Annotated in this window: 22 protein-coding genes; 14 read left to right on the top strand and 8 right to left on the bottom strand. The window is 53.4% G+C overall.

Annotation, left to right across the window (positions count from 1 at the left end):
* Positions 1-4 precede the first annotated feature (4 nt).
* From secY to rplQ, 7 genes are all read left to right on the top strand, one after another.
* Entirely contained in the window at positions 5-1,327 is a 1,323-nt protein-coding gene (gene secY / locus FFI61_RS16690; RefSeq protein ID WP_200204916.1) for a preprotein translocase subunit SecY, read from the top strand.
* A 31-nt stretch (positions 1,328-1,358) separates the two neighbouring features.
* Positions 1,359-1,472 (top strand): 50S ribosomal protein L36, encoded by a 114-nt coding sequence (gene rpmJ / locus FFI61_RS16685; RefSeq protein WP_008174902.1) that lies wholly within the window; start codon positions 1,359-1,361, stop codon positions 1,470-1,472.
* A 142-nt stretch (positions 1,473-1,614) separates the two neighbouring features.
* Positions 1,615-1,971 carry a 30S ribosomal protein S13 gene (rpsM, locus tag FFI61_RS16680; RefSeq protein WP_200204915.1) on the top strand — a complete coding sequence of 119 codons (357 nt, stop codon included), beginning with the start codon at positions 1,615-1,617 and terminating at the stop codon, positions 1,969-1,971.
* A 13-nt stretch (positions 1,972-1,984) separates the two neighbouring features.
* On the top strand, positions 1,985-2,374 hold the full coding sequence (gene rpsK, locus FFI61_RS16675) for a 30S ribosomal protein S11 (RefSeq protein WP_100641182.1): 390 nt from the start codon (positions 1,985-1,987) through the stop codon (positions 2,372-2,374).
* 18 nt (positions 2,375-2,392) lie between these two features.
* On the top strand, positions 2,393-3,013 hold the full coding sequence (gene rpsD, locus FFI61_RS16670; protein WP_200204914.1) for a 30S ribosomal protein S4: 621 nt from the start codon (positions 2,393-2,395) through the stop codon (positions 3,011-3,013).
* Between the two features lie 35 nt (positions 3,014-3,048).
* Positions 3,049-4,053, top strand: a complete 1,005-nt coding sequence (locus FFI61_RS16665; RefSeq protein ID WP_200204913.1) for a DNA-directed RNA polymerase subunit alpha — start codon at positions 3,049-3,051, stop codon at positions 4,051-4,053.
* A 33-nt stretch (positions 4,054-4,086) separates the two neighbouring features.
* Complete coding sequence (gene rplQ, locus FFI61_RS16660; protein ID WP_200204912.1) at positions 4,087-4,485, top strand: 50S ribosomal protein L17; 399 nt, start codon at positions 4,087-4,089, stop codon at positions 4,483-4,485.
* A gap of 200 nt (positions 4,486-4,685) precedes the next feature.
* Here rplQ and uvrA read toward each other — a convergent pair whose 3' ends face one another.
* The gene (gene uvrA / locus FFI61_RS16655) at positions 4,686-7,529 is read right to left on the bottom strand and encodes an excinuclease ABC subunit UvrA (protein ID WP_200371806.1); all 2,844 of its coding nucleotides are present in this window, start codon (positions 7,527-7,529) and stop codon (positions 4,686-4,688) included.
* Positions 7,530-7,706: 177 nt separating this feature from the next.
* Between uvrA and FFI61_RS16650 the strand changes: the two genes are divergently transcribed.
* Both FFI61_RS16650 and ssb read left to right on the top strand, forming a co-directional pair.
* On the top strand, positions 7,707-9,077 hold the full coding sequence (locus FFI61_RS16650) for an MFS transporter (RefSeq protein WP_200371805.1): 1,371 nt from the start codon (positions 7,707-7,709) through the stop codon (positions 9,075-9,077).
* Positions 9,078-9,134: 57 nt separating this feature from the next.
* Positions 9,135-9,686 carry a single-stranded DNA-binding protein gene (ssb, locus tag FFI61_RS16645; RefSeq protein WP_200371804.1) on the top strand — a complete coding sequence of 184 codons (552 nt, stop codon included), beginning with the start codon at positions 9,135-9,137 and terminating at the stop codon, positions 9,684-9,686.
* 66 nt (positions 9,687-9,752) lie between these two features.
* On the opposite strand, the gene FFI61_RS16640 is transcribed toward ssb, so the two are convergent.
* The 6 genes from FFI61_RS16640 to glnA form a co-directional block, all read right to left on the bottom strand.
* Positions 9,753-10,952 (bottom strand): diguanylate cyclase, encoded by a 1,200-nt coding sequence (locus tag FFI61_RS16640; protein WP_200371803.1) that lies wholly within the window; start codon positions 10,950-10,952, stop codon positions 9,753-9,755.
* Positions 10,940-11,122, bottom strand: coding sequence for a hypothetical protein (locus FFI61_RS16635; protein WP_200204906.1), 183 nt, complete (start codon positions 11,120-11,122; stop codon positions 10,940-10,942). The genes FFI61_RS16640 and FFI61_RS16635 overlap by 13 nt, the downstream gene beginning before the upstream one ends.
* 36 nt (positions 11,123-11,158) lie before the next feature.
* The gene (glnG, locus tag FFI61_RS16630; RefSeq protein WP_200371802.1) at positions 11,159-12,583 is read right to left on the bottom strand and encodes a nitrogen regulation protein NR(I); all 1,425 of its coding nucleotides are present in this window, start codon (positions 12,581-12,583) and stop codon (positions 11,159-11,161) included.
* The gene (glnL, locus tag FFI61_RS16625) at positions 12,580-13,677 is read right to left on the bottom strand and encodes a nitrogen regulation protein NR(II) (RefSeq protein WP_200204904.1); all 1,098 of its coding nucleotides are present in this window, start codon (positions 13,675-13,677) and stop codon (positions 12,580-12,582) included. Before glnL ends, glnG begins: the two co-directional genes overlap by 4 nt.
* Positions 13,678-13,957: 280 nt before the next feature.
* The gene (locus FFI61_RS16620; RefSeq protein ID WP_200371801.1) at positions 13,958-14,482 is read right to left on the bottom strand and encodes a DUF4124 domain-containing protein; all 525 of its coding nucleotides are present in this window, start codon (positions 14,480-14,482) and stop codon (positions 13,958-13,960) included.
* Positions 14,483-14,699: 217 nt separating this feature from the next.
* The gene (gene glnA / locus FFI61_RS16615; RefSeq protein WP_200371800.1) at positions 14,700-16,103 is read right to left on the bottom strand and encodes a glutamate--ammonia ligase; all 1,404 of its coding nucleotides are present in this window, start codon (positions 16,101-16,103) and stop codon (positions 14,700-14,702) included.
* A 613-nt stretch (positions 16,104-16,716) separates the two neighbouring features.
* Between glnA and typA the strand changes: the two genes are divergently transcribed.
* The 5 genes from typA (at position 16,717) to FFI61_RS16590 (ending at position 22,536) form a co-directional block, all read left to right on the top strand.
* Positions 16,717-18,528, top strand: a complete 1,812-nt coding sequence (gene typA, locus FFI61_RS16610) for a translational GTPase TypA (protein ID WP_200371799.1) — start codon at positions 16,717-16,719, stop codon at positions 18,526-18,528.
* Between the two features lie 138 nt (positions 18,529-18,666).
* Entirely contained in the window at positions 18,667-19,629 is a 963-nt protein-coding gene (pip, locus tag FFI61_RS16605) for a prolyl aminopeptidase (protein ID WP_200371798.1), read from the top strand.
* A 96-nt stretch (positions 19,630-19,725) separates the two neighbouring features.
* Positions 19,726-20,172, top strand: a complete 447-nt coding sequence (dtd, locus tag FFI61_RS16600) for a D-aminoacyl-tRNA deacylase (protein ID WP_200204899.1) — start codon at positions 19,726-19,728, stop codon at positions 20,170-20,172.
* A 384-nt stretch (positions 20,173-20,556) separates the two neighbouring features.
* Positions 20,557-21,555 (top strand): porin, encoded by a 999-nt coding sequence (locus FFI61_RS16595; protein WP_200371797.1) that lies wholly within the window; start codon positions 20,557-20,559, stop codon positions 21,553-21,555.
* 102 nt (positions 21,556-21,657) lie between these two features.
* Positions 21,658-22,536 carry a CYTH domain-containing protein gene (locus FFI61_RS16590; protein ID WP_200371796.1) on the top strand — a complete coding sequence of 293 codons (879 nt, stop codon included), beginning with the start codon at positions 21,658-21,660 and terminating at the stop codon, positions 22,534-22,536.
* Here FFI61_RS16590 and mgtE read toward each other — a convergent pair.
* Positions 22,533-23,876 (bottom strand): magnesium transporter, encoded by a 1,344-nt coding sequence (mgtE, locus tag FFI61_RS16585; RefSeq protein WP_200371795.1) that lies wholly within the window; start codon positions 23,874-23,876, stop codon positions 22,533-22,535. The genes FFI61_RS16590 and mgtE overlap by 4 nt on opposite strands.
* Between the last annotated feature and the right edge of the window lie 15 nt (positions 23,877-23,891).

Genomic DNA, 23,891 nt, shown 5'->3' with positions numbered 1-23,891 from the left:
CTAAATGGCGAAGAACGCATCATTGCCTGCGGGCGCGGGAAAAGGACTTGCTGAGCTGAAATCAAGGCTCTGGTTTGTCTTCCTGGCATTGCTGGTGTACCGGATCGGTGCCCACATCCCGGTGCCTGGAGTTAACCCCGACCGTTTGGCGGCACTGTTTGAGCAGAATCAGGGCACGATCCTGAGTATGTTCAACATGTTCTCAGGTGGTGCGCTCGAGCGCATGAGTATCTTCGCTCTCGGTATCATGCCGTATATCTCTGCCTCAATTATCATGCAGCTCATGACTGCGGTAAGTCCGCAGCTTGAGCAGCTGAAAAAGGAAGGTGAGGCTGGTCGTCGCAAGATAAGCCAGTATACGCGCTACGGTACGGTTCTCCTGGCTCTGGTTCAGGGTTTTGGTATTTCTGTTGGTTTGGCCTCTCAGGGCGTCACCTTTAACGATAGTTTCAGCTTCCACTTTGTGGCAGTGGTCTCTTTTGTGAGTGGTGCTGTCTTCATGATGTGGCTGGGTGAACAGATTACTGAGCGGGGTGTCGGTAATGGCATCTCCCTGCTGATTTTTGCAGGCATTGTTGCCGGTCTCCCCGGCGCAATCGGCCAGACTCTGGAGCAGGCTCGTAACGGCGAAATGAGCCTGTTGGTGGTTCTGGGTATCGGTATCCTTGCGATTGCAGTAGTTGGCTTCGTGGTGTTCATGGAGCGTGGTCAGCGTCGTCTGACTATCAACTATGCAAAACGACAGCAGGGGCGCCGCGTGTTTGCTCAGCAATCCAGTCATTTGCCTTTGAAGGTAAATATGGCCGGGGTCATCCCGCCCATCTTTGCTTCGTCCATCCTGCTTTTTCCGGCTTCGCTCGGGCAGTGGTTTGGGCAAGGTGAGGGCATGGAGTGGCTCAGTGATATTTCCCAGGCATTGGCGCCAAGCCAGCCGTTATACATTATTCTGTTTGCAGCAGCGGTGGTATTCTTCTGCTTCTTCTATACAGCTTTGATGTATAACCCGAAAGAAGTTGCGGATAATCTCAAGCGCTCTGGCGCGTTTATACCGGGCATTCGTCCTGGCGATCAGACAGCCAAGTACATTGATGGCGTTCTGACTCGGCTGACCCTGTTCGGTGCAATGTACATTGCAGCAGTTTCTCTGTTCCCTCAGTTTCTGATGGTGGCCGGGAATGTTCCGTTCTATTTGGGCGGCACCTCACTGCTGATTGTTGTAGTCGTGGTGATGGATTTCATGGCGCAGGTTCAGTCGCACCTGATGTCGCATCAGTATGAATCGCTGATGAAGAAATCCAATCTCAAGGGCTATGGACGGAACGGGTAACACCCGTTCCCCTTGAAAACTGGAGTCGACAATGAAAGTACGCGCTTCGGTAAAGAAAATTTGCCGTAACTGCAAAGTAATTCGTCGCAATGGCTCAGTAAGAGTCATTTGCTCGGAGCCTCGCCACAAGCAGCGTCAGGGCTGATTCCTTCGGGAACTAACCTGGTTGCAAAAGAGGTTCGTAATGATGGCGCTTGACTCGATGCCGAGTCAGGCGCTATTATTTCGCGCCCCATTTTTGTGGCGGAAAATTCACACAGCAAAGCTTTGAACGCGGAGTAATTTGGATGGCACGTATAGCCGGTGTCAATATACCCGATCACAAACATGCTGTTATCTCGCTGACCTACATCTTTGGTGTTGGCAAGACAACAGCCCAGAAGCTTTGCGATGCAACCGGTGTTAAGCCGGACGTCAAGGTCAAAGACCTGTCCGACGAGCAGCTTGAGACACTTCGTACCGAAGTGGGTAAAGTAATCGTTGAAGGCGATCTGCGTCGTGAAGTACAGATGAACATTAAGCGTTTGAAGGATCTCGGATGTCACCGTGGTCTGCGCCACCGTCATGGACTTCCCGTCCGTGGTCAGCGCACAAAGACCAACGCACGCACCCGTAAAGGTCCTCGCAAACCTATTCGTAAGTAACAGGTAGGCAAACATGGCAAAGCCAGGTACACGTACCCGTAAAAAGGTGAAAAAGACCGTTGTTGATGGCGTCGCGCACGTACACGCTTCCTTCAACAACACGATCGTGACCATTTCTGACCGTCAGGGCAACGTCCTGTCCTGGGCCACTTCTGGTGGTTCCGGTTTTCGTGGGTCACGTAAGAGCACACCTTTTGCTGCGCAGGTAGCAGCTGAAAGAGCCGGTAACGCGGCTGCTGAATACGGCCTTAAAAACCTGGACGTAGAGGTTAAGGGTCCCGGGCCCGGACGTGAGTCTGCAGTTCGTGCGTTGAATTCGTGCGGCTACAAGATCACTAACATCACAGATGTGACGCCGATTCCCCATAACGGCTGTCGTCCGCCTAAAAAGCGCCGCGTCTAACACAGGAGACAGTGAATTATGGCTCGTTATATAGGCCCGAAGTGCAAACTGTCTCGTCGTGAAGGGACAGATCTTTTTCTGAAGAGCGGTGTTCGCGCGCTGGATTCCAAGTGCAACATCGAGACTCCACCAGGTATGCACGGCGCACGTCGCGGTCGTCTGTCTGAATATGGCGTTCAGCTTCGTGAAAAACAGAAGGTTCGTCGTATTTACGGTGTGCTGGAAAAGCAATTCCGCAACTATTACAAAGAAGCGGCTCGTCTGAAGGGCGCAACGGGTGAAAACCTGCTGCAACTTCTCGAAACGCGTCTTGATAACGTTGCATACCGCATGGGTTTTGGTTCTACCCGTGCTGAATCCCGTCAGCTCGTCTCTCACAAGGCGATTCTGGTTAACGACAAGGTAGTGAATATTCCTTCCTACAAGGTCAAGCCAGGCGATGTTGTGAGCGTGCGTGAAAAAGCCAGAAACCAGCTGCGCGTTAAAGGCGCCCTGGAACTGTCTGCAAGCCGTGCACCGGTGAGCTGGGTAGAGGTCGACGCCACTAAGATGTCCGGCGTTTACAAATCAGTGCCTGAGCGCACTGAATTGCCGGCCGACATCAACGAGAACCTCATCGTCGAGCTTTACTCCAAGTAAAGCCTGATAAGCAACGATAGTAGATAGGGGCGTCTATGCAGCGTTCAGTACAAGAGTTATTGACACCTCGTACCATTGACGTGAAAGAATCGAGTGCGATGCGTGCCAAAGTTACTCTGGAGCCTCTGGAAAGAGGTTTTGGACACACTTTGGGAAGTGCACTTCGCCGCATTCTCTTGTCATCGATGCCGGGCTGCGCTGTTACTGAAGCGCAGATTGACGGTGTCTTGCACGAGTACAGCGCGATTGAAGGTGTCCAGGAAGACGTTATTGAGATTCTTCTGAATCTCAAGGGCGTTGCGGTCAAAATGAACGGTCGGGACGACACTGAGCTAACCCTCAGTAAGAAAGGCCCGGGCGTCGTTACAGCTGGTGATATCAAGCTGGATCACGACGTTGAGATTTCCAACCCGGATCATGTTATCTGTCACCTGAGTGAAAAGGGTGAAGTGAACATGCGTCTGCGTGTTGCTCGCGGTCGCGGCTATGAGCCGGCTGACCAGCGTGGTCTCGATGAAGATGAAACCCGCGCCATCGGCCGCCTGCAGCTGGATGCAACCTTCAGTCCGGTTCGCCGTGTAGCCTACTCAGTGGAAAGTGCACGGGTAGAGCAACGTACCGATCTGGACAAGCTGGTTATTGATCTGGAAACGAATGGCACAATTGATCCGGAAGAAGCAATTCGCCGGGCAGCCACCATTCTCCAGCAGCAACTGGCAGTATTTGTCGATTTTGATCATGAAAAAGAGCCTGAGCGTGTAGAGGAAGAGGAAGAAATTGATCCGATTCTGCTGCGCCCGGTTGATGATCTGGAATTGACGGTACGTTCGGCTAACTGCTTGAAGGCTGAAAATATTTACTACATCGGTGATCTGATCCAGCGCACAGAAGTTGAGCTGTTGAAGACGCCTAACCTTGGTAAGAAGTCGCTCACGGAGATCAAGGACGTTTTGGCGTCCCGTGGTTTGTCTCTGGGGATGCGTCTTGATAACTGGCCACCGGCTAGCCTTCGCGGCGACGACCGGGTTCTGGGCGGTTGATTGCCGATTAGTTTAAGGTAAGGAATCAGAGCAATGCGTCATCGTAAGAGTGGTCGTAAGTTCAGCAGGACCAGTGCGCATCGCAAGGCCATGTTTCGTAACATGACTGCGTCACTGGTTGGTCATGAGCTGATTAAAACAACGCTGCCGAAAGCCAAAGAGCTTCGTCGTGTAGCGGAGCCTTTGATCACGCTCGCCAAAGTAGATTCGGTAGCGAATCGTCGTCTGGCGTTTTCCCGCCTGCGCGACGACGCAGCGGTAGCCAAGCTGTTTAATGAGCTTGGCCCCCGTTACAATGAGCGTCCGGGTGGTTACCTTCGTATTCTGAAGTGTGGCTTCCGTGCTGGCGACAATGCCCCTATGGCATTTGTTGAGCTGGTAGGTCGTCCGTTGGACATCGAAGCAGAAGAAGTGGACGAAGGCGACGAGTAATATCGTTGGCTAGTCTTTAGAAAGCCGGATTCCGAGAGGGGTCCGGTTTTTTTGTGTCTGGAGTTTGGTGAAACTGCTCGCGCTTAGGAGACTGGCCCGGGGTGGTGGGTTCATTTTCTTTGGAAAAATAACTCGCTTCGCTCAGACATCTTTTTCCGGCAGAAAATGAACCCACCACCCCAGGCCGAACATACTTTGTGCTAGTTTCCTTTTTGGCCCAGCATTGGTTTCAGGTAGCGACCGGTATGGGACGCAGGGTTTTCTGCAACCTCCTCCGGCGTACCTTCTGAAATAATCTGACCTCCGCCGGATCCACCTTCCGGGCCCAGGTCGATAACCCAGTCTGCTGTTTTTATTACGTCCAGGTTGTGCTCGATAACCACGATGGTGTTGCCGTGGTCTCTCAGGCGTTGCAGTACGTTAAGCAGTTGCTGGATGTCGTAGAAGTGCAATCCCGTAGTTGGTTCGTCGAGTATGTACAGGGTTTTACCCGTGTCTCGCTTTGAGAGCTCTTTGGCGAGCTTTACGCGTTGGGCCTCGCCGCCAGACAGGGTGACTGCGCTCTGTCCAAGGCGGATGTAAGAGAGGCCTACATCGATGAGTGTTTGCAGCTTTCTGGCGAGGAAGGGGACGGCATCGAAAAACTCCCGTCCTTCTTCAACGGTCATGCTTAACACTTCATTGATGTTCTTGCCCTTGTACCGAACCTCGAGTGTCTCACGGTTATAGCGTTTGGCTTTGCACACATCGCAGGGAACGTACACGTCTGGCAGGAAGTGCATTTCTACCTTGATCATGCCGTCGCCCTGGCAGGCTTCGCAGCGGCCGCCTTTGACGTTGAATGAAAAGCGCCCCGGCTTGTATCCCCGCGAGCGAGCTTCTTGAGTTCCAGCGAAGAGTTCGCGGATTGGCGTGAACAGGCCAGTATAGGTAGCCGGGTTGGAGCGTGGGGTGCGTCCGATTGGGCTTTGATCTATATCGATCACTTTGTCCAGTTGGTCGAGGCCGGTTAGTGCTTTGTACGGTGCGGCGGTCAAGCTGGTTGCTTTGTTCAGCTTGGCAGCGGCTACCGGGTAAAGTGTGCTGTTTATCAGTGTAGATTTGCCCGAGCCAGATACACCCGTTACGCAGGTCATGATACCTAGTGGCAAGGTTAGTGTGACATCTTGCAGGTTATTGCCAGTGGCGCCGGTTAGAGTCAGGGTTTGGCCGTTTCCTTTATTCCGGATTGCCGGTACGGCTATTTCTTTGGCTCCGCTGAGGTATTGGCCTGTCAGTGAGTCCGGATTTGCAAGTATGTCCGCAGGGGTGCCTTGGGCGATTATCTGGCCGCCGTGCACGCCGGCACCTGGCCCGATATCGATAACATGGTCGGCCGCCCGAATTGCGTCTTCATCGTGCTCGACAACGATAACGGTGTTGCCCAGATCGCGAAGATGGGTGAGGGTGCTCAGCAAGCGATCATTGTCGCGCTGATGAAGCCCGATAGATGGCTCATCCAGAATGTACATGACCCCCACGAGGCCAGCGCCGATTTGGCTGGCAAGTCGGATTCGCTGGGCTTCGCCGCCAGACAAGGTGTCTGCGCTGCGTTCCAGTGTCAGGTACTCAAGTCCTACGTTCACCAGAAACTGCAGTCGCTGTCGGACTTCCTTGGTGATCTTTTCGGCGATCTCGCCTTTACGGCCGGGCAGATCGAGAGTGTCGAAATAGGTATAGGCTTCGCCTATTGGAAGGCGGGTGAGGTCGGAAATGTTGTGATCTTCAATAAACACGTGGCGAGCGCTGCGCCTGAGTCGTGAGCCGCCACACTCCTTGCATGGCTGGGTGCTGAGGTGCCTTGCCAACTCCTCGCGCACACTTTGGGAGTCTGTTTCCCGATAACGGCGTTCGAGGTTTGGAATAATGCCCTCGAAGGAGTGGGCACGTTCCATGATCTGGCCACGGGAGTTCACGTAGCGAAACGGAATTTCGTCAGTGCCTGAGCCAAAAAGGAGCATTGTCCTGAAGTCTTCCGGGAGTTCCTCCCAGGGTGTTTCAAGGTCGATGTTGTAGTGCTCGGCTATGTTACCCAGCATCTGGAAGTAATAGACCGCCCGCCGATCCCAGCCTTTGATGGCGCCAGCTGCAAGGGTGGATTCAGGGTGCTGGACAATTTTCTCGGCATCAAAGAATTGTTTCACACCCAAGCCGTCGCAAGTGGGGCAGGCTCCGGCCGGGTTATTGAAGGAAAACAGTTTGGGCTCGAGTTCGCTTAGTGCGTAACCACATTGTGTGCACGCGTATTTCGCTGAGAAGGTCTGTTCTTCACTCTCGCTGCCTGTGTCGGCATCCATAGGTGCAACAAGCGCGATGCCATCAGCAAGCCCCAATGCTGTCTCAAAGCTCTCAGCCAACCGTTGTTCCTGGCCGGGCTTTACCTTGATGCGGTCCACTACTACGTCAATCTGGTGTTTGCGTTTCTTGTCGAGTGCCGGTACATCATCAATGTCGTAAACGATTCCATCGACTCGCAACCGGATAAACCCCTGGCTGCGCATGGTCTCTACAACCTGTAGGTGCTCACCTTTACGGTCACGGATCACCGGCGCAAGGATCATGAGCTTGCTGTCCTCGGGCATCGCCAGCACTTGATCCACCATCTGGCTTACTGTTTGGGCTTCGAGGGCTTGCCCGTGTTCCGGGCATCGGGGTTCCCCCGCCCGGGCAAACATCAGTCGCAGGTAATCGTAGATTTCAGTAATAGTGCCGACTGTCGAGCGAGGGTTGTGGGAAGTGGACTTCTGCTCGATCGAGATGGCAGGGGAAAGCCCTTCGATGTGATCTACATCGGGTTTCTCCATCATCGACAGGAACTGGCGAGCGTAGGTGGACAGGGATTCCACATAGCGCCGCTGACCTTCAGCGTACAGCGTATCGAATGCCAGGGACGATTTGCCTGAGCCGGATAGCCCGGTGATGACGATCAGTTTGTCCCTCGGGATATCCAGGTCGATGTTCTTCAGGTTGTGGGTACGTGCCCCTTTGATCTGGATATGATCCATAACACCTCGCGTGGAGAAAAAACGGGAATTATACCGTGTTACGCCGGCTGCGGCGAAAGTGTCGGTAAAGTTGTAGCTGTGCCTCGCTGGGGCACCTTCTGTTACAATGCGCCGCCTGCGAAAAATATGTTCGTTCGTATGTTTGTGTTTATAACCCCGAGAGAGGAGCCTACTGCCATGAATTCGCTGGAAAAACGCTCCGTATTTGCGCTGGCATCAGTGTATGCCGTGCGTATGCTCGGGTTATTCATGATCATGCCGGTATTCATGTTGCTGGGTGACGGCCTTGAGGGCGCAACTCCTGCACTGCTAGGTTTTGCTATTGGTGCTTACGGCCTGAGTCAGGCCTTGTTGCAGATTCCTTTTGGCCTGCTTTCAGATCGTGTCGGACGCAAGCGCATGATCTATATTGGCCTGCTTCTGTTTGCCGCAGGCAGCATACTGGCAGGTTCCGCGGATTCAATATACGTTGTTATCGCTGGACGGATTCTTCAGGGTGCCGGAGCGATTGCCAGTGTGCTCATGGCATTGCTCAGTGACCTTACCCGAGAAGAGCAGCGAACCAAAGCCATGGCCACCGTTGGCATCTCAATTGGGCTGTCATTCTCCGTGTCTCTGGTACTTGGCCCTTTGCTGGGCTCAGCTTGGGGGTTGTCCGGGATTTTCTACGCGACGGCGGTGCTGGCGCTTGTAGCGTTGCTTATCGTAAGTCGTGTGGTGCCTACGCCTCATCAGCACAAGGCCAGCGCTGATACTCACCCTGCTAAAGCTATGCTGGGGCGGGTTTTGTCCGATAAACGCCTATTAAGACTCGATTTTGGCATTTTCGCTCTGCACCTGGTGCTCACTTCGTTGTTTTTGGTGTTTCCTTCTGTATTGCAGAATCAGCTCGGGCTTGCCAGCAGCTCGCACTGGTGGTTTTACCTGAGTGTGATGATCACCTCATTTTTTGCCATGGTGCCCTTTATCATTGTTGGCGAGAAAAAGCGCATGATGAAGCCTGTGCTCTGTGGCGCAATTGCGCTTCTTGCCGTGGCGACGGCGGGGCTGTCCAAAGTGTCGGCTGGCCTTGTCTTCGCCTGGGTTGTGATGTTTTTCTTTTTTATGGCCTTCAATTTGCTGGAAGCCAGCCTCCCTTCGCTGATCAGTAAAGAGGCGCCGGCGGCCAGTAAAGGAACGGCGATGGGTGTGTATTCTACCTCTCAGTTTATGGGTGCCTTCATGGGCGGAGCCTTTGGTGGCTACCTGCTGCAGCAGGTTGGAGTTGAAGGGGTTGTCTGGTTTATGGTGGCGATTTTGGGGCTGTGGTTACTGGTTGCTTTGACCATGCCTGCGCCGGGTCACACCTCAGGTTTCGTGGTACAGTTGCAGGATATGGTCAGCGACCAGTACGACGATGTTGATGGCAGTCTGCGCCGCTTGCCGGGTGTGCAGGATGTGGTCATTATTGAAAACGCTGCCACAGCCTATCTTAAGGTGGATCGACAGCACTTTGATGAGGCGTTACTTGCGGATTTTCCATTCGTCCGCCAGGGTAGCAATTCTTGAAATCCGGAGGCTCGCAAGGAGTGCGAGTGTCGCTGAAAACAGAATCAGGAGCAGAACATGGCAAGAGGCGTAAACAAAGTTATTCTTATCGGGAATCTCGGGCAGGATCCGGATACTCGATACACCCCCAACGGCAATGCCGTGGTAAACCTGACTCTTGCAACCGACGAGAGCTACAAGGATCGCCAGACCGGCCAGATGGTTCCGAAAACCGAATGGCACCGCATCGTCATGTTTGGAAAGATTGCCGAGATTGCTGGTCAGTACCTGCGTAAAGGCTCCAAAGTCTATATCGAAGGTAAGCTGCAAACGCGCAAATGGCAGAACAAGGAAGGCCAGGATGTTTACACTACTGAGGTGGTTGTCGACATTAATGGTCAGATGCAGATGCTGGACAGTCGTAGTGGTGGCGAAGGCGGTATGAGCCAGGGCGCACCGGCCGGTCGTCCTCAGCAGCAATCGGCACCTTCTGCCCCGCCCCAGAATACCCCCCCGCAGTCTGGTGGTTACAATCAGGGTTATAATCAGGGCCAAAATCAAGGCCAGCCAGCACAGGGAAGCAGCATGCCTGAGCCGGTGGATGATTTTGATGACGATATACCGTTCTAGCCGGCAATTCGTCTAAAAAATGTCCACAAAAACCATAAAGCCCCATTTGTTGGGGCTTTATGGTTTTTAGGGTTTGATTGTGGCTTGTGTCAGCTCGTTGACCATAACCCTGTTCCTGCCTGCGCGCTTGGCCGCGTAAAGAGCGGCATCGGCTGCGGCAAACCAGTCTTCTTTCTTGTAGCCGTCCCTATAAGCAGCCACGCCCGCGCTAATGGTTACAGGGGCGCCTTCGCTACCCGGTATTTCAATCTCGTCAGCGACCCGTTGGCGTAGCTTTTCTGCAATTTTATAACCGGTTTCTTCGTTTGCACCGGGTATTAGAATCGCGAACTCCTCACCGCCATAGCGGCCAACAACATCATAGTTTCGGGCCTGCTCCTGCATGATGCGCCCCAGATCTGCAAGCACTGCGTCGCCTGCCAGATGGCCCCAACTGTCGTTAACCATTTTGAAGTGATCCAGGTCCAACATTATAAGTGCTGCTGGATGATGTTCCCTCGAGGTGCGGTTCAGTTCCTGTTGCACTCGTTCCATGAGATAGCGGCGGGTATACACGCCGGTCAGCGCATCCCTATTGGCCATTTCCTCAAGCCGGGTGTTCAGCATCTGGATGTCACGGGTTCGGGAGGCTACGGTTGTCTCCAGTCTGCCCAGCGCCATGAGCAGGCCAAAGTAAAGCGCAAGTTCGATCAGAATGAAGGCGGCAACGGCGTAAACAATATTGACCCAAGTGTCTCGGTAAAACCCTTGCACTGCATTTTCAGCAGAGTGCCAGATCATGATTCTACCGACGGGAACTTCATGTTGGTCACGGATGCCGATGTAGTCTCGCAGAGCAAACTCTGTCAAGGCTATAGGGCCGCTTTGGGTCTCCAGCAGGGTGGTGCGCTCTTCAGAATCGGGCTGGTGTTTACGCTTACTTTCCAAAGCCGTTATCACTTCTTTCAAATCATCAGAGGAGCTGGCTTCGATAAAACAGCCGCACTCTGACCTAAATGCTTTCTCTGGCAGATTCCAGACGGCATCATCCACGCGCTCGTCTCGGATCAGGATTGCCACATCGGAACCAATGGCCGTGCTTATCGAGTCAATGAGCGTACTGAACGACGTGCCCACCTCCAGTGCGCCAACTTGCTTTTCGGGGTCGCTGAAACTGAAGATGGGTACAACACCCCGCAGTCCAGCATATATTCGGCCAAGCTCAAACCCTTGGCGGGGTTGCCCATCGCGGTTTACATCCACAACCAGGTGTCTTAACTCATCCATGTCGTTGCCAGCGCAACCTGAAAGGTTTTTTGCGACTGCTGACCTTCCTGCGAGAGGGCTGCTTGCAGTGTATGTTTGTCACTGAAATAGTTGATGATGACAAAGACCGCCTCGCTCACAAGTATGATCAGCGAAACGATCAGGAAGATCTTGTTGTGCGCTTTTGTCATGGCAATGAAGTCTTTAGATGCAGGGATGTTAAGAGCTTATTCTTCCTCTGTGCGATCCATGCCCAATTCGTTGATTTTCCGAGTCAGTGTGTTTCGCCCCCAGCCCAGAAGAACAGAAGCATCGCGGCGTTTCCCTCCGGTATATTCAAGAGCTGTCTCAATCATGATTTTTTCAAATTCTGGCATGGCGGATTCGAGTATGGCGGTTTCTCCGCGCCTGAGTTCCTGGTGCGCCCAATTCTTCAGCCCCTCCTGCCAAGTGGCACCAGCTATAGGCTGCTCGCTCTGGTGACGAAGTTCGGGAGGCAGGTCATTGATATGCACCTCTCGGCCACTGGCCATAACCGTCAACCATCGGCAGACATTCTCTAACTGACGTACGTTGCCGGGCCATGGCAAGGTGGTCAGGTAACTCTGGGTCTCCGGGCGCAGAATCTTTGGCTCAACCTTCAGTTCATTGGCAGCCCGCAGCAAGAAGTGTTGCATAAGCCTGGGAATGTCTTCGCGGCGCTCGGCCAGCTTTGGCAGGTGCACGCGAATAACATTCAGGCGGTGGAACAGGTCTTCCCGGAATTCCCCGGACTCAACGAGCTTCTCCAGATTCTGGTGGGTAGCAGCGATGATGCGCACATCAACCTTGACGGGCGTGGTGCCGCCAACCCGATAGAATTCGCCGTCAGCCAGAACTCTCAGCAGGCGAGTTTGGGTGTCGCCTGGCATGTCGCCAATTTCATCAAGAAACAGTGTGCCGCCGTTAGCCTGCTCGAATCGTCCCTGGCGTATAGCGGAAGCACCGGTGAAGGCGCCTTTCTCATGGCCAAAGAGTTCAGACTCTATAAGGTCTCTGGGAATGGCCGCCATATTCAGGGCAATGAAGGGAAGTTGGGCTCTGGGGCTGTGATTGTGCAGCGCCTGAGCGACCAGTTCTTTACCTGTTCCGCTTTCACCGTTGATCAAAACAGTGATGTTGGAGTGTGACAGCCGGCCTATGGCCCGAAAAACCTCCTGCATGGCAGGGGCTTCGCCGATGATTTCTGTGCTGTGCTTAAGTACTTCTGTTTTGGGTTCTGAGTCTGCCCGCTTTTCATGGCTGTGAGCTACGGCACGCAATGCCAGTGCAACGGCGTCGTCTACGTCAAAGGGCTTTGGAAGGTACTCGAAAGCCCCGGTCTGATAGCTGGTGACTGCGCTTTCCAGGTCGGAATGAGCTGTCATGATAATAACGGGTATGTCCGGATGCGCTTCTGCGATTCGTGAAAGAAGGGTTATACCATCTACGCCGGGCATGCGGATGTCGCTGATGATGGCGTCAGGCTGCTCCTGGGACAGCCGCTTCATGATGGTTTCGCCACTTTCGAAAGCAGTAGGCTGTAAGCCAGCCTGCAATAGGGCGCGCTCGAGCACCCAGCGAATACTGCGATCGTCATCGACGATCCAGACCTTGGCAGATTTCTGGCTCATATGGTGCCCTCCAGAGGCAGGAAGATAATGAAGTCTGTCTGGCCCGGCTCACTCTCACACTCAACCAGTCCGTGGTGCTGACCGATAATGCTTTGGGTAATGGACAGCCCGAGCCCGGTGCCGTTAGCGCGACCGCTTATCATCGGATAAAAAATATTCTGGCGCAGCTCAGGGGCTATTCCCGGACCGTTATCGATGATGTCTACACGGCACGCAAGACGGTAACGATTGGGGCCAATGGACACCTGCCTCAGGGCACGTGTGCGAAATGTGATGGTGGGTGTTTTATCGGTGCCAAAGTGTTTGGCAGGGCTTTCAAATGCCGCTTCCATCGCATTGCGTGCAATGTTGAGAAACGCTTGAATTAACAGCTCCTTGTCGCCGGAAAGCTCTGGCAGGCTGGGGTCGTAATCTCGCTGGAACACAACTTTGCCTTTGCTTTCGGCTTCCAGCAGAGTGCGCACGCGCTCAAGAATTTCATGGATGTTGACGGGGGCGAGTTTCAGAGCCTTGTTGGGGCCAAGCATGCGGTCAACGAGGCCGCGCAAGCGATCGGCTTCATCAATGATTACCCGTGTATATTCCCGGAGGCCTTCGCTGCCCAGTTCCCGGTCAAGCAGTTGTGCGGCGCCGCGAATTCCCCCAAGAGGGTTCTTTATCTCGTGGGCCATGCCCCGCACCAGGATGCGGGTGGTTTCCTGTTGAGCGATCAGGTCTTCTTCGCGGCTTATTCGAAGCAGGCGATCTCTGGGTTGGATTTCTACCAGCAATGCGGCGGGTGACTGGTCCAGGGGTGACACAGAGTAGTCCACCATTCTCAGCGAGCCGCTGGCCATCAGGAATTCGGTTTCCCGGCGCGTGTACGATTGGTTGCTTGCCGCCGCTTTACGCAGGGTTCTGAAGGCCTCGTCTGAGTCCAGCAATATGTCGCTGAATGCAAGGCCTGCACTGCGAGTCAAGCTGGTTTCAAACAGATTTTCGGCAGCAGGGTTCAGGTAGCGTATTGTCAGATTGCGCTCCAGCACAACAACGGCTGTGGAGAGGCTGTCCAGCATGTTTTTGAATTGGTTTGCAGATGCCGGGAGGTATTCCATGGGTGCGTCCTGTTGACTAAGGCGAGATAGGCTGGGTGCCACTTGGTCAGTAACTCCCTGGGCCCTTTCTGGCCGCGATAACAGAATGCAGCAAAAACCGAACCAGTTTCGATGAGTTGATGGTTAAGTATGTAAACCTGCCATCAAGGACGCTGGGCGCGGCTGTGAGCAGGTGCAGCCAGAACAACAGGGGAGCGGACAGGTCGACGTATTACGCCTCTGCTATCCGCATCATTATTGCACTATTGCTGGGCGGGCGCACCAAAACGGTGCGCCTGTGTCAGTTCTGAACAGAAGGGCGGTGGATGGTGAAGCGTACAGGGCTGCCGGTTTTAATCTGAACGCCGTTTCTGTCTACAATATGAATGCCGGCCTCATGGGTGCCGCGAAACACGTTGCGAACGGTGACAGAGCCAGATGTGCTCTGGCCAACGGGTTGGCCATCCAGGGTTACTTCATATTTATGGCCTGGCGCAAGCGCGGGTGAGCTGCTCATTTCGAACTGCACATCGCCGTTGCCCGAGTGGAATGCCTGCTCGTTTTCAGGATAAGTGAGAGAAACACTTTCATAAATTGAGCCTTCCCGCTCCACATCTTCTCGCAGTTTTTCAGTTTCCTGAACATTTTGCGGTTTTGGAAGAGTGATGGTCGTCACGGGCTTCACGGTTACCTTTTCTGCGCCTTTTGAAGGCTCATCGGAGAAGGTAACGTTGCCTTGTGCATCCACGTTGCGGTACACCTCTGCGGTGACCGGCCCCGAGATCAGGAGCATCAGCCCTGCGGTGATTCCAAGCGTTGATTTCATAAGTGCAGCCTGCAGTAATATGTATGCTGATTATCAATGGCCGGGCGGGCCTTTTCAATGTAGCAGTGGCGGGATGATTATTACATATCGTTAAGGGCTTCGGTGTTGTGTCGAGGATCACAAAATCTCACCACAAAAAAGCCCCGCTTTTGAGAGCGGGGCTTTTGCCACAACTATTCAGTCCCAGAGCAGCTAATAAAGGGCTGCACCAAGGCTTTTAGCAAGAATAGTACAGCTCGAACTCAACCGGGTGAGTGGTCATGTTGATACGCTCAACCTCACCGCGCTTCAGGTCGATGTAGCCCTGAATCATGTCTTCTGTAAATACACCGCCACGGGTCAGGAACTCATGGTCTTCTTTCAGGGCGTCCAGCGCTTCCTGAAGGGTTTCTGCAACCTTGGGAATGCTCAGTGCTTCTTCCTTGGGCAGGTCGTACAGATCTTTGTCCATCGCGTCGCCTGGGTGAATCTTGTTCTGAATACCGTCAAGGCCCGCCATCATCAGCGCTGCAAATGCCAGGTACGGGTTGGCAGCCGGATCAGGGAAGCGAACTTCTACCCGGCGCGCTTTCGGGCTGGTGACATACGGAATGCGGATGGATGCGGAACGGTTGCGCGCAGAGTAGGCCAGCATAACTGGCGCCTCGTAATGGGGAACCAGGCGCTTATAGCTGTTTGTAGCCGGGTTGGTGAACGCGTTCAGGGCTTTGGCGTGCTTGATGATACCGCCAACGTAGAACAGTGCCATTTCACTCAGGCCTGCATAGCTGTCGCCTGCAAACAGGTTTTTGCCGTCTTTGTTCAGGCTCATGTGAACGTGCATACCGGAGCCGTTATCGCCAACAACTGGCTTGGGCATAAAGGTAGCCGTTTTGCCGTAGGCGTGGGCTACGTTGTGTACGCAGTACTTGAGAATCTGAACTTCGTCTGCTTTTTTGGTCAGGGTGTTCGGGCCAACGCCAATTTCACACTGGCCGGCTGTGCCCACTTCGTGGTGGTGCACTTCAATAACCAAGCCCATGGATTCCATGGCTGCGCACATTGCGCCCCGCAGATCGTGCAGGCTGTCGACCGGTGGTACGGGGAAGTAACCACCTTTCACGCCAGGACGGTGGCCGATGTTATTGCCATTAAAGTCGTCGCCGGAAACCCAGGCTGCTTCTTCAGAGTGAAGCGAGTACATGGAGCCTTGCATGTCGGTCTTCCACCTTGCCGAATCGAACACAAAAAATTCCGGCTCCGGGCCAAACAGAGCGCCGTCTGCAATGCCGGTGGATTTCAGGTATTCCTCTGCACGACGAGCAACAGAGCGGGGGTCGCGCTCATAGCCTTGCATGGTAGAAGGCTCAACAATGTCGCAGGTAATGTTAACAGTGCTTTCTTCGGTGAACGGATCAAGAACGGAGCTGCTGTCATCTGGCATCAGAATCATGTCGGACTCGTTAATGCCTTTCCAGCCGGCAATGGAGGAACCGTCAAACATCTTGCCTTCAGCAAAGAAATCTTCATTGACTTCAGTTGCAGGTATGGTGACGTGCTGCTCTTTGCCGCGACTGTCCGTGAAGCGCATATCAACCCATTTCACTTCGTGCTCTTTGATCAAATCAACTGTCTTGGACATGTGCATGCTCCGTAAGTAATCCCGCGCCGCGGGCATATTCGTGATCGGTGTTCCGGATCGTTCTGTGGGGCTGAATTCCGGTCTGGTATACAAGTCTGCGCAGCTTAGCAAAAGCTGTTGGTTCTTACCTTCACATTTGCGCTGAGCAGACGGTTTAAAAAACTCGATGGTTGGGTTAAAGCAAGGTGCTTGCCAGTTTTGGGTGGCTGTTCTGGATCTGATGATTTCTCCCCAGTTACAGCGTCTTTGGGCGGTATTCGGAAATGAGGGTGGATGGAGTGATTGGCTTAACATACGCAATGTGCGCCATAATGGTGCGTCTGCCGAGGTTGGCTCGCCTTGTCGCACCAACTTGGTGCGCCAGGATCGCTTCGTGAAATTGATTAAGAAATAGGCGTTCTTCTACATATAAACGGTGCAGAGTTTTCGATATACTGCGCGCCGCTTCATTTTCTCTGCATGGGTCCAGGCTACAAGCCGGGCGCTGCATGCGGAGCGCTGGGCCGCCAGGTGCCAGTGGATGAGTCCATTTTACAGATTTGAGGTGGCGCGTGCGGGGTTGTCCCTGAATGGCTTTCTTGGATCATTGAGTGCATTTCTCAGGAATAAATTTGTGATTGAAAAACTTCGTAATATCGCCATTATCGCCCACGTTGACCATGGTAAGACCACGCTTGTAGACAAACTGCTGCGTCTGTCCGGCACGCTGGATCGCAAAGAGCTCGAGAACGAGCGCGTCATGGACTCCAACGACCAGGAAAAAGAGCGGGGCATTACTATTCTTGCCAAAAATACCGCACTTAAGTGGAATGGCTACGATATCAATATTGTAGACACCCCTGGGCACGCGGATTTTGGTGGCGAAGTAGAGCGGGTCATGAGCATGGTTGATTGCGTGCTGCTGGTGGTTGATTCCATCGACGGCCCCATGCCCCAGACCCGTTTCGTAACCCAGAAGGCTTTCGCCGCCGGGCTGCGTCCGATTGTGGTTGTGAACAAGGTTGACCGCCCGGGCGCGCGTCCGGATTGGGTTGTAGACCAGGTTTTCGATCTGTTTGACAGTCTCGGTGCAACCGATGAGCAACTGGATTTCCCGATTGTTTATGCCAGCGCACTGAACGGTGTAGCCGGCCTGGACCATGAGGATCTGGCAGACAACATGGATGCCGTCTTCCAGGCGATCGTTGATCACGTGCCCGCGCCTTCTGTTGATCCGGAAGGTCCCTTCCAGATGCAGATATCCCAGCTCGATTACAACAGCTTTCTTGGTGTGATTGGTATCGGCCGTATTGCCCGCGGCAAGATCAAAACCAATTCACCCGTGGTTGCCATTGGTGCAGATGGTAAGAAGCGTCAGGGCCGAATCCTCAAGATTATGGGGCACTCCGGCTTGCAGCGCGTGGAAGTGGCTGAAGCGCAGGCGGGCGACATTGTGTGCGTAAGCGGTCTGGATGAACTGTACATCTCCGACACCCTGTGCGACATGAACAACGTGGAGGCCCTGCCACCGCTGACGGTGGATGAGCCAACTGTTTCCATGACATTCCAGGTTAACGACTCGCCCTTCTGTGGTAAAGAAGGCAAGTTTGTGACCAGTCGGAACATCAAGGACCGCCTTGAGAAGGAATTGCTGCACAACGTTGCCTTGCGCGTAGAAGAGGGTGACTCAGCAGACAAGTTCAAGGTATCCGGGCGCGGTGAGCTGCACCTGTCAGTTCTGATTGAAAACATGCGCCGCGAAAACTTCGAGTTGGCGGTAGGTCGCCCGGAAGTGGTTATCAAGGAAGTAGACGGCGAAAAGCAGGAGCCGTACGAGAACGTTATTGTTGATATCGAAGAGCAGCACCAGGGTTCCTTGATGGAGCAAATGGGGCTGCGCAAGGGCGATCTCACCAACATGGTACCGGACGGCAAGGGCCGTATGCGCCTTGAGTACACGATTCCTGCCCGCGGGCTTATCGGCTTCCGTAACAGCTTTCTGACCATGACCTCAGGTACGGGTATTCTTACCTCAACCTTCAGTCACTATGGCCCGATCAAAAGCGGTGACGTTACCAGTCGCCAAAACGGCGTTCTGGTTTCCATGGCCACAGGTACGGCCTTGACCTATTCACTGGAAACTCTCCAGAGTCGTGGCAAGCTGTTCCTCGATCCAGGCCAGGAAATTTATGAAGGCCAGCTTTGCGGTATACATAGCCGTGAAAATGACTTGGTGATTAACCCCACCAAAGGCAAGAAGCTGGATAACATGCGTGCCTCCGGCAAGGACGAGGTCATTGGCCTGGTGCCGCCGATCAAGTTTACTCTTGAGCAGGCGCTGGAATTTATTGACGATGATGAGTTGGTTGAAGTAACGCCCAAATCTATTCGTCTGCGTAAGAAACACCTTACCGAAAACGAGCGTAAGCGCGCGAGCAAAAAGTAAGGTTTACGCTTTGAATCAGGCCGGCGCTGGTAACACAGCCCCGGCTTTTTTTTGCTTCCGGTTTTTGCAAACACATCCTGGTATCCGCATATCTCCGCTACACTGTCGTCGACCTTAAGCTGATCAGCGGAGCGCCCCATGCTTACCCTGTACCCGGACATCAAACCTTACGCAAAACACCGGCTGGCGGTGGAAGCGCCCCATGAACTGTATGTTGAGGAAAGTGGCAATCCGGAGGGGATACCCGTTCTTTTTGTTCATGGCGGTCCCGGGGGTGGATGTGAGGACTATCATCGCCGATTCTTCGATGCGGAGCGTTTTCGAATCATTCTGATGGATCAGCGCGGAGCCGGTCGCTCCACACCCCTGGCGGAACTGGAGGGGAACAGCACCGACAAGCTGGTTCAGGATATGGAAACTATTCGTGAATTCCTGGGGGTTGAGCGCTGGCTGCTGTTCGGAGGAAGTTGGGGTTCCACTCTTAGTCTTGTATACGCCCAAGCCCATGCGGAGCGGGTTATGGGGCTTGTGCTTAGGGGAATTTTCCTTTGTCGTCCCCGGGATATTTCCTGGTTCTATCAGGATGGTGCAAGCCGCGTATTTCCAGACTACTGGAAGGAGTTTGAAGCACCGATACCCGAAGTTGAGCGCGGTGATATGGTGAGCGCCTATTACCGAAGGCTAACCAGCAGTAACGAGTTGGAGCAGATGCAGGCTGCGAAAGCCTGGTCGATATGGGAAGGACGCTGCGCCACGCTGAACCCGAGCCCGCGGGTTGTTGAGCATTTTGGTCACCCGCATGTTGCCATTGCCCTGGCGCGAATCGAGTGTCACTACTTCATGAATGCTGCGTTTCTGGAAGATAACCAGATTGTAAGGGATGCGCACAAGCTCCGGGGTATACCCGCCATTATTGTTCATGGCCGCTACGACATGGTGTGTCCGCTGGATAATGCGCTTGCTCTCAGTAATGCCTGGCCAGAAGCAGAGTTGCGAATTATCCGCGAAGCCGGGCATTCTGCGTCTGAACCGGCTATTGTGGATGCGCTTTTGCGAAGTGTTGATGAGGTCATTGCAAGAGCGGAGAAAAATGCCGGCTGATGCTAGCCGTTAGTCGGGGTTGCGAGAACCTGCGAGCATGGCTACACTCTTGCCTGATTGTAATTCTCATTTGACCGGAGTTAACAAAAAAACCGGATGAAAGGACTTGTCCAGCGGGTGTCAAAAGCTAGCGTCGAGGTTAACGGTCGTGAAATTTCGCGCATAGATGCCGGTATATTGTTGTTGCTGGGTGTGGAGCGGGGAGATGAACAGAGTGAAACAAAACAGCTGCTTCGGAAAATACTTACCTACCGCATCTTTCCTGATGAAGCGGGGCGCATGAATCTCAGTTTGCTCGATACAGGTGGCGCCTTGCTTGTTGTACCCCAGTTTACACTTGCTGCTGACACTTCTTCAGGTACACGCCCTGGTTTTTCACGTGCGGCCGCCCCGGATTTGGCAGAAAGCCAGTATGCCAGTTTCCTCGATCTGGCACGGGCGGAGCTGGGTGCGGCAAGGGTTAAAGAAGGTTTATTCGGCGCGGACATGAAGGTGGGCCTGGTTAATGACGGGCCGGTAACTTTTATGCTTTCAACCCGCTGAGTGTTGTTGCAAACTTGTAGTGGAATACGTTGATTTACCCATCCTGAAAAGAGCGGCTGGGCCTTGGCCGAAGGTGCTTTGGAATAAAGGTTTGCGTTTTTGGGATTAAATGGGTTAAAAAATCGACATGAAATATTTGCAAAATAGCTGTTCATGTATTAAAAGTGAGTCATCATGCGGCGCTTTAAGAGAGTGCCGTAAGTGACTGAACCATAAAGATCTGATTGAGTGAGGTCTTTATGGTGGGAAAAGTTGCTTCTTTGTCATAGATTTGACATGTTGCAAACCTAAAATAAGAGCCATCCGGTTTTTCTGGGGCAGCTTATAGAAATCGGGATTAACCCGTTGTTAAAACCTGAAATAACTCGCAAAAGGACATACAACATGAAGAAGACTCTCATTGCATCTGCTATCGCTGCTGCCACTATTTCTGGCACTGCTCTGGCACAGGAAAGCAACCTGCCGACGGTTTACGGTAACATCCAGTACGCTCTGACTTACACCAACGTTGATGGTGGCTCAAGCGACATCGCCCACAACGATAACGGCTCCACCATCGGCTTTACTCATGAGCATGCGATCAACCCTGGCCTCACAGGCTTCATGAAGATTGAGCTGGATGGTATTGATGCAGACGACAAGTCTAAAGGTCGTGGTCGTATCAAGCTGGACGAGGCGTACATCGGTATTAAGGGTGACAACTTCGGTCAACTGTGGGTTGGTTCTGACGATTCCCTGTACGAATCAGCGGTCGACAAGATCGTAAACTATTACGAAGTTGGAACGTACAACATCGGTGGAAACTACACTACTGGTGAAGGCGACCTGATCCAATACATGACGCCATCCTTCGGCGGTTTAAAGCTGGGTGCTGCTGTACAGGTTAACGGCGACGGCGATTCACAGTCAGGCGGCAAGAAGAGCTACCCGTACCAGTTGGCAGCAATCTACTCTGCTGATGCACTGACCCTGGCGTTTGCTATGGACTCTAACGATGGTGCTACCGAGTATTCTTCAAATGCAGCAGAGGCCCCTAGGAACAACGAAAACACCTACGGTTTGCGCGCTGCCTACAATATGGATGCTCTGGCCGTTTCTCTTGAATACCAGACCCGCAAAGATGCTTACGATGTAGTCGGTGTACAGGGTATCTACACTCTGGGCAAGAACGTGTTTGCACTGTCTTATGAGATGGCAGAAGCTGACGGCGTAAGTGGTGACGATAAGATCGACGTAATCACCCTGCAGGCACTTCACAACGTTTCAGATAACCTGTACGTGTACGTTGAAGGCTACCTGGGTGGCGGTGATGACGGAGTTTACGGTGTTGCTGACAAGAGCGAGGCTTCCTCTGTCTCTGTTGGTGGTACCTACTACTTCTGATCAGCTCACCAGCTAATCAGTTAGTTTGGTATTGAAAACCGGTGGCCTCAGGGCCACCGGTTTTTGCGTTATTGGCTTACAGAAAATATAGGTTAGGCAAGCATGGCGGAAGAGCTGGAAATAAAATTGAGCCTCAAGTCCGGAGATCTCTTGAAGGCGCTGAATTGGTTGCTTGCTCAACCGGAAGCTCAAGCTGGCAGCAAGAAATCTCTGGTGAACTGTTACTACGACACCCCGGATTCGGAGCTCAATCACCAGCAGGCGGCTCTTCGTGTGCGCAAGGCCGGTAGCCATTATGTACAGACACTCAAAACCCGTGGTGAGTTCGTGGATGGTGCCCATCGGCGGGAGGAGTGGGAGTGGCCAGTGGATGGGCCGCAGCTTTCAATAGGGTTGCTGGCAGACACACCATTGGGAGATCGAGTGAACCTCGCTCGGCTGGCGCCTGCGTTTGAAACCAATTTTACTCGTCAGGTGGTCATGCTGGACGACGGCGAGGCATTGATTGAGTGCGCTGTGGATGAGGGCATTATTGCAGCCGGCGGAAAGGAAAAACCACTTCACGAAGTGGAGTTTGAGCTTGTGTCTGGCGATCCATCCCGGCTGCTGGCCTGGGCTGAAAAGCTTGCCCTGCAATGCCCGGTTTTTCTGAATCTGGTCAGCAAGGCGGAACAGGGCTATTACCTTGCGGGAATACATGTTGCTGGTGAAGATGGTGGCACAGGCGCCGACACGCATGATGATCTTGATCGACTTTTATACCGGCTCAGTCATGCCTGGCTTGAGCAGGGCAGCGTCTCGCTTGATGGGCTGGATGTTCAGGCGCTTGCGGTGCAGGCAGAAGCTTCCGGGCAAGGGCAATCCTTTGCCGCAGTGGTTGAGGCCTTGGCCAAAGGGCAGTCTTTGGGAAACTTGCTATCTAGGCCAGAGCTTGGTCAGTGCCAGTTGGGACTGTTGGCGAGTAGGGCAGGCGCCCGCTAGGCGCCTAAAATGGCTGTGGCGATACTGAAATAGATCAGTACACCGCTTACGTCGGCAATGGTTGTGATAAGTGGAATGCTTGCCGCAGCCGGGTCGACGCCCAACCGGTTGAGTAGCAGCGGTAACAAAATGCCAATTAGCCCGCCGGCAAGTACTACCGCAATCATGGTTATGGCAACAATTGTGGCGATAACCATTTCAGTGCGGAACATGCCTACGGTCCATACGGTCAGGGCCATGGTCAGGCCGAGCGCGGTTGCCACGAATAGCTCTTTGTTGAACAGCCGAATCCAGTCCCGGTTTACCACGTCCCCCGTTGCTATGCCGCGTACCACCAGTGTGGCGGATTGCGCGCCTGCGTTACCGGCACTGGCAACCAGCAGTGGCATGAAAAACAGAAGGGCCAGATGGGCACCAATGATGTCCTCAAAATGCGCGATGCCCGCACCGGTGAAAATGTTGGCGAACACCAAAATAACCAGCCACTGGATGCGGGATCGGTAGAGCGAAAAAGGTGAGGCCAGGGTAATGCCAGAGTCGAGGTTGCTTACGGTTCCACCCTTGTGAATGTCTTCCGTCGCTTCGGCCTCTATAACGTCCATGGCATCATCATAGGTGACGATGCCTGCAAGGCGGTTGTGGTCGTCTACAACGGGCAGTGCGAGGAGATCATACTTGGCGATCAGTCTGGCAACATCGTCCTGTGAAGTGTTCGTGTGCGTGGTTACGAGGCCCGTGGCGAGCAGGGAGTCGATAACAGTATCGGGCTTGGCAATGATCAGGCGGCGCAGTGACACCACGCCAATCAACACCTGGTCTTCATCAATCACGTAGGATTGGTATATGGTTTCTTTGCTCTCTGCAGTTTTGCGCAGAATGTCTATGGCTTCACTTGCCGTGATGCCTGATTCGAACACAGCGTAATCCGTGCTCATCAAGGCACCCGCAGTGCCCTCTTCGTGGGCCAGAAGTGCTGTCAGGTCTTCCTGATCTTCCTGGTCAAGCTTTTTGATGAGCTGCTTCTGGCGAGGCTCTTCAAGCAGATTAAAGAAATCAACCCGGTCGTCTGATGGCATTTCTGTGGTAAGCAGGGCCAGTTCAGCCAGAGGTGTAGCTTCGGTCAACAGCAGCTGGGTGTCCGGGTTGGTATAGCCCAGCACTTTTGCTCGCAGAGCAATGGGGAGGCCCTGAAACAGAGCGCGACCTGTTTCTCCCTCAATATTTTGTTCGATAAATTCGGCAAGATCGGCAGCATTGAACAGGTTTGCTGCTTCAGCAATGGCCTGAGGCTGGCCGGATGCAAGCGCATCAACCAGCGGCTGGAAAAGTACGGATTCCATAGACAAAGCCTGGAG

Origin of the sequence: Marinobacter sp. DY40_1A1, assembly GCF_016597815.1 — a bacterium.
Classification (GTDB): Bacteria; Pseudomonadota; Gammaproteobacteria; order Pseudomonadales; family Oleiphilaceae; genus Marinobacter; species Marinobacter xiaoshiensis.
The sequence above is the reverse complement of the archived record's forward strand: the minus strand, read 5'-3'. Positions and strand labels throughout refer to the sequence as shown.